A 6,025-nucleotide genomic window follows, 5' to 3' on the forward strand; every position below is an offset into this window, starting at 1 on the left:
TCGAGACTAATTAAACACTCCATCCAAAGCTGAGATTCGGAGATTGGATTAAAATAAGAATGTCTGTGGTGACAATTAATGGCTTTGGCAGGGGTTATGAGTTAGCTACCGTAACATATTCGCTCGGGATCTCGACAATTACAAAGATCGTTCACTTTTGGATGGGTGGTAAATGATGGGCAATAAAAAAGTGTCAACCAACTGGTATGTGCATCATCAAAACCAGATGGAATGGTATCCATCTCAAGAAGCAGCTTTGGATGCAGTGGATCTGTGCGTAGCTAGTTATGAAAATGGGATTTGGAGCGATAAAAACTCCTATTTGAGCTTGGGTCATGCTGATGGAGTAACTGTAGACAATAGTCTATTTAGGCATCGTTATTCCCCTAATGCACTGACTCCTTCTTGTGTCAGTAGTATATTTACGATCGATATATTTATCAAGAACAAAGAAGACTGGATTTTTAAGTACGGTTCAGACTTACTCCAACAGTCACTGAGAGCTGGCTATGATTGTAATGATGGTTATTTAGCAGAAAGATTAGCCCGTGACTATCCTGGCTTCAAGATTAACGATCGCAAATACACCAAAGTCGATACTCCGAGCGCAAGATGTCTTCACGCTTGCCTTGAGTACGAACATGCACATTGTTCTGCATACCAGGAAAACTACTATATTACGATCGATAACTACTTGGGAAAACATCAATTAATTAAATCCATAGATAACTGTACTGAAATAGCGCCAGTAGAACTTCCCGTCTTAGATATTAGTGACAAAGCAGACTGGATTCTCGAACATGGTTCAAATTTGCTCCAGCAGTCATTGATGGCTGGCTACAATTGTCACGATCGATATCTCCAGGAAAGATTAGTTCGCGATTATCCTGGCTTTACGATCGCACCAGGAAAGTGCAAAAAAGTCGATAGCCCTAGCGAAAGTTGTCTTTATACTTGCTTGGGTTATGAAGATTCTTACTGTTCCTCTTATAACAACAACTACTATATTACGATCGATGGATTCCTGGGTAAATATCAACTAATCAAACTTATCAATACTCCCAATCGAGGATTCGATTCTCCAGTGGATCGGGCTTTCCGCCAACGGAACATGTCAATCGAGGCTGCCACTAATTTATTCACAGATATCGATTCGATGAAACTTATAAATTCAAGCAGCTTAATTAACAGTGTGCTGACACCAATGAGTTCAACCAAAATTGTTTCTATAAGTGCAATTTCTGGAGCGCTGATGTATGCGACAATCGAGTATTTTCCTAAAATCTTTCAGGCGATCGTCAGTCATATTTGAAGAGATAGAAAATGACCTTCCGATCGAAATTCACATGACACGATCGAGTATGCTATCGTCAGATTGGTGGTCAGTAGGAAATTGATATGCAATTGAAACCTTGGCAGTGGGCTATTCTAGTATCGCCGATCGCGAGTGTCGTTATTTTCCTGCTGATTGCTGCTGGTACCAAGATTCATGAGTGGGGGATTAATTGGATTTGGGGCATATTTACGCTGCTGTTGGTGGGTTGGCGGTGGTTGTTGGTACGCTGGACGCGATCGTCGATTGGCAAAGGTACGGATGTCATTGCCGCCGCGAGTCGGGAACTCGAATCGATAACCGCTAATGCGACGCCGTTGACTGGAGATGCCGCCGAGCAGGTGAGCGAAATACTCCAAAAGGTAATCGCTGATTCCCAAATCGATCGACCGATTTGGGAAGATTGGACGACATTTTGGGCGCGCTGTCAGGAATTAATCGTCGCGATTGCCAAGATTTATCATCCTGAAGTCAAATATCCGCTGCTAAATATCTATGTGACTCAGGCGTATGGATTGATCCGGGGGACTACGGATGATATGGATATCTGGATGCAGAAACTCGCCCCAGCACTCGATCGCGTGACGATCGCGCAGACGTATGAAGCCTACGAAACATATCAAAAATTGGCTCCATCAGCACAGAAAATCCTCAAGGTATGGAACTGGGCGCAATGGCTAATCAATCCCGTCACCGCGATCGCCAAGCGCGCCACCAAGGAGTCTTCTAGCCTTGCCGATCGACAGTTGTTGGTCAATTTGGGTCAACTGACGCGCGAAGCTGCCTTAACGAACCTCTGCCGTCAGGCTGTGGCGCTTTATAGCGGTAAACTCCCGCAGTTATCTACACCTACACCGATCGCGCCCACTGCGGCAAAGACGCAAACGCTCAGAGAAATCCTCTCTACTGCCGAACCACAGGCGCAGATCGAGCAAAAACCGATCGATCTGCTGTTAGTTGGGCGTACGGGGGCGGGGAAAAGCAGTCTGATTAATACCTTATTTCAAGCCGAGTTAGCCGTCGTCGATGTCTTGCCGAGTACTGACAAGATTCAAAATTATCAATGGCAGATTCCGAGTGGTGAAAGTCTGACATTATGGGATAGCCCCGGTTACGAGCAAGCCAGTCGGGACGATTTGCGCGATCGAGTATTGGATTATGCGGCGACTGCGGATTTATTATTATTAGTCACCCCTGCGCTCGATCCGGCATTGCAGATGGATCTGGACTTTTTGCAGGAGTTAAAAAAGACAAATCCCGATTTACCGATCGTCACGATTGTAACTCAAGTCGATCGAGTGCGACCGTTGCGGGAGTGGACGCCGCCCTACGATTGGCAAGCGGGAACGCGCCCGAAGGAAGTCGCCATCCGCGAAGCGGTAGCTTATCGCAATGAATTTTTGGCTGACTACTGCGATTTAGTTTTACCCCTAGTGAATGCCGATCCAACGATCGACAGGCTAGCTTGGGGTGTCGATACCTTATCATTGGCATTACTCCAATCGATCGAGCCGAGCAAACAGATTCGCCTCGCCCGCTTTTTACGAGATTTGGATGCCCGAATTGTAGCAGCAGCGCGGATTATCGATCGATATAGTCTCCAGATGACGACGACACAGGGACTGACTCAACTACTCAAAAGTCCGGTATTGGAATTTATCTCTACTATTACTACGGGAACACCTGCGCTAGCACAATTACTCGCCGCGCAGATTCCCGTGGAGCAATTACCCGTAGTTATCGGTAAGTTGCAGATGGCTTACGATTTGTATTCACTATTAAATACCAGTCCAACTAAATCGATGAGCTTCGATTTATTATCACTATGGCCGTTGTTATTAAATAACTCCGCCGCACCAAATAAAAATGCTGATGCTTTCGGTCATGCACTAATGGAATATTGGACTCGATCGCTCACGATCGCACAGCTTCAGGAGCGGTTTAATTATTATTTAGGTTCAGATAATTGATGAACCTGAGCATAAAACATGGATGGTGGGCAGTGCCCACCCTACTGGCTGGAGAGCTGATTATCATAACTCATAAAATTTAGATTATCACTAATTAATATGGTTAAAATACTTGAAATAAATGATGAATGGATTTACGAGGAAAATAGTTACTATCATGTTTTAAGTTCTGACAGTGACATATCAAAGATCAAATATAGATCCTGGAAATCATTACAGGAAATTTTCCCAAACGACGTAATTATCAATATCGTTAATCCCAATAAGCCAACGGACATTTTTTATCACGGACTCAAGCTTTTTGTTTCATATAAAATAGCTCAAGTCATCTTGAAGTATGATTCTGATTTAATTGAGTTCTTTCCTGTCAATATTATTTGGAATGGTGATGAATATACAGAAACCAGCTTTTTTTTAATGAATGTAATGGATCGAGTTAATTGCATTAATCGAGAGCTGTCAGAGTATACAAAAGAAGAAGACATTGTTGACGATAAAATTATTATCTCAATATCAGAAATAAACAAGTTAGTTCTTTATCCTATCGACGAAAATATTCATAAGGTATTTTTTATCGATCATATTTTTAGTGCGTCATTAGAATTAGCTGTATCAGATGATGTAGCGCAAGACATTTTGGCACAAAATTGTAACGGATTGGAATTAATTGATATTAGTTCCTATAAAAGTTAGGAGTCTAGTATCGATACGAGAGCCAGGGTAATGTTCCAGTGTCGAGCCAGTAGTGGCGTGACCAAACTAAAATTGTGGGTAAAAATTGTAAAATACAACAATGAGTAACCCAAATGCCAAATATCACATAAAACTAAGCGAACAGTAGTATTCATTTGAGTAGGGTGGGCACTGCCCACCATCCATATTTTATACTGATATCCATTAATTATACTCACCCATTTAATGTTAAAAAATTATGCCAGAATCGACAGCATTATCCGAATTAATCCAGCAAATGTTGACATCGGAATTTTATCCTCATCCGGTGACGATGCCAATCCAACTGATGCAAACACACGCCTCTTACGTCCTGCTAACTGGAGAATTTGTCTACAAACTCAAGAAGCCAGTTAACTTTGGCTTCTTGGACTACTCAACTATCGACAAACGTCAGCACTTTTGCACGGAAGAAATCCGACTCAATCAACGTGGTGCTAGAGAGTTATATTTAGAAGTTGTCTCGATCGCCAAGCAAGGCAATAAATATCAGATAGATAATGATGGTGAAATTGTAGATTATGCGGTAAAAATGGTGCAGTTTCCGCAATCAGCATTACTGAGCAATATGTTTGAATCGGGGGCAATGACGATCGAGCAGATCGAAGAAATGGGTAGGGTAGTCGCGCGGTTTCATGCTGATGCTCGAACTGATGAATATATCAGTAGCTTTGGCACGGTAGCGAAAATTCGCCAATCGATCGATGATAACTATCGCCAGACTGAAAAATATATCGGACGCGCTCAAACTCAAGCTCAATTTACCGAAACTAAAGCATATACCGATCGCTTTCTACTCGAATATTCGCAATTATTTCTCGATCGGATTGCGGGTGGTTTTATTCGTGAGTGTCATGGCGATTTGCATCTGCGAAATATCTGCCGCTGGCACGCTCGAACTTTGCTATTCGATTGCATTGAATTTAACGAACCATTTCGCTTTGTCGATACGATGTACGATATCGCTTTTGCAGTGATGGATTTGGAAGCCAGAGGCGGCAAAGATTTCGCCAATCGGTTTCTAAATACCTATGCCGAACAAACAGGAGATTGGGAGGGATTGCAGGTATTACCGATGTATCTGAGCCGTCAAGCATACGTGCGGGCAAAGGTAACATCTTTCCTCCTCGACGATCCGACGATCGCTAGTGCAGATCGCGCCGCCGCAGCCAAGACAGCGGGAGATTATTACCATCAAGCTTGGGAGTACACGCGCACGGCTTCAGTCGGGCGACTGATAATGCTATCGGGTTTATCGGGTGCGGGTAAAAGTACGCTGGGTAAAAGGATTGCGCTAGCAGTTGGCGGCGTACAATTGCGATCGGATGCGGTGCGAAAACATTTGGGTGGGATTCCGTTACTGAGCAAGGGTGATGACGGTTTATATACGCCCGAAATGACAGCCAAAACTTATCAGCGGGTACTGGAATTGGCATCAAAATTGACTGCACGAGGCTTTACTGTGATTTTGGATGCAAAGTACGATCGACAGGCTTTACGTGCCGCTGTAGTCGATTTAGCAGTCGATCGTGGAATATATTTGCAGATGATTCACTGTACTGCACCTGCGGACGTATTACGCGATCGCTTAATCCAACGCACTGGCGATATTGCTGATGCAACGGTAGATTTACTCGCCAGTCAACAGGCGGCTTGGGAAGATTTTACGCCAGCGGAACGCCAGTATGTGATGACGGTGGACACAACTCAAGATCTGACGCTGTTTTTAAGTCAAATTCAGGCGCGATCGATCGGGTAAATCCGATCGCAGTAAGATCGGGGGTGAATGGATGAGTGCGAGTCACGATCTCAAAATCGATGTAGTTATTTATTGCTGGAGAAAATACTCGTAAAATAAGAGTAGCCCCACCAATCCGATCGACACTAAGGGGATACTCTAAAGACACAAACCTATTAGTCCACATCATGACACCATCCACAGACCAAGATCTCAAGGAAATTAAAACTGCGGTGGAGGAGAATAGTAAAG

General features: G+C 43.7%; 5 protein-coding genes. 4 read left to right on the forward strand and 1 reads right to left on the reverse strand.

Annotated elements, in window-relative coordinates:
* Nucleotides 1–190: 190 nt before the first annotated feature.
* The 4 genes from RMO35_RS14295 (at nt 191) to RMO35_RS14310 (ending at nt 5,794) form a co-directional block, all read left to right on the forward strand.
* Nucleotides 191–1,312 (forward strand): hypothetical protein, encoded by a 1,122-nt coding sequence (locus RMO35_RS14295; RefSeq protein ID WP_309741986.1) that lies wholly within the window; start codon nt 191–193, stop codon nt 1,310–1,312.
* Nucleotides 1,313–1,398: 86 nt separating this feature from the next.
* Nucleotides 1,399–3,303 (forward strand): GTPase, encoded by a 1,905-nt coding sequence (locus RMO35_RS14300; RefSeq protein ID WP_309741987.1) that lies wholly within the window; start codon nt 1,399–1,401, stop codon nt 3,301–3,303.
* Nucleotides 3,304–3,402: 99 nt separating this feature from the next.
* Nucleotides 3,403–3,996 (forward strand): imm11 family protein, encoded by a 594-nt coding sequence (locus RMO35_RS14305; RefSeq protein ID WP_309741989.1) that lies wholly within the window; start codon nt 3,403–3,405, stop codon nt 3,994–3,996.
* Between the two features lie 238 nt (nt 3,997–4,234).
* A complete protein-coding gene (locus RMO35_RS14310) occupies nt 4,235–5,794 on the forward strand; it encodes an AAA family ATPase (RefSeq protein WP_309741990.1) in 1,560 nt (519 codons plus the stop codon).
* Here RMO35_RS14310 and RMO35_RS14315 read toward each other — a convergent pair.
* Nucleotides 5,700–6,025: hypothetical protein (locus RMO35_RS14315; RefSeq protein ID WP_309741991.1), on the reverse strand; the 326-nt coding region annotated here is incomplete at its 5' end. The two genes, RMO35_RS14310 and RMO35_RS14315, sit on opposite strands and share 95 nt — an antisense overlap.

This window comes from Chamaesiphon sp. OTE_20_metabat_361, assembly GCF_031364565.1.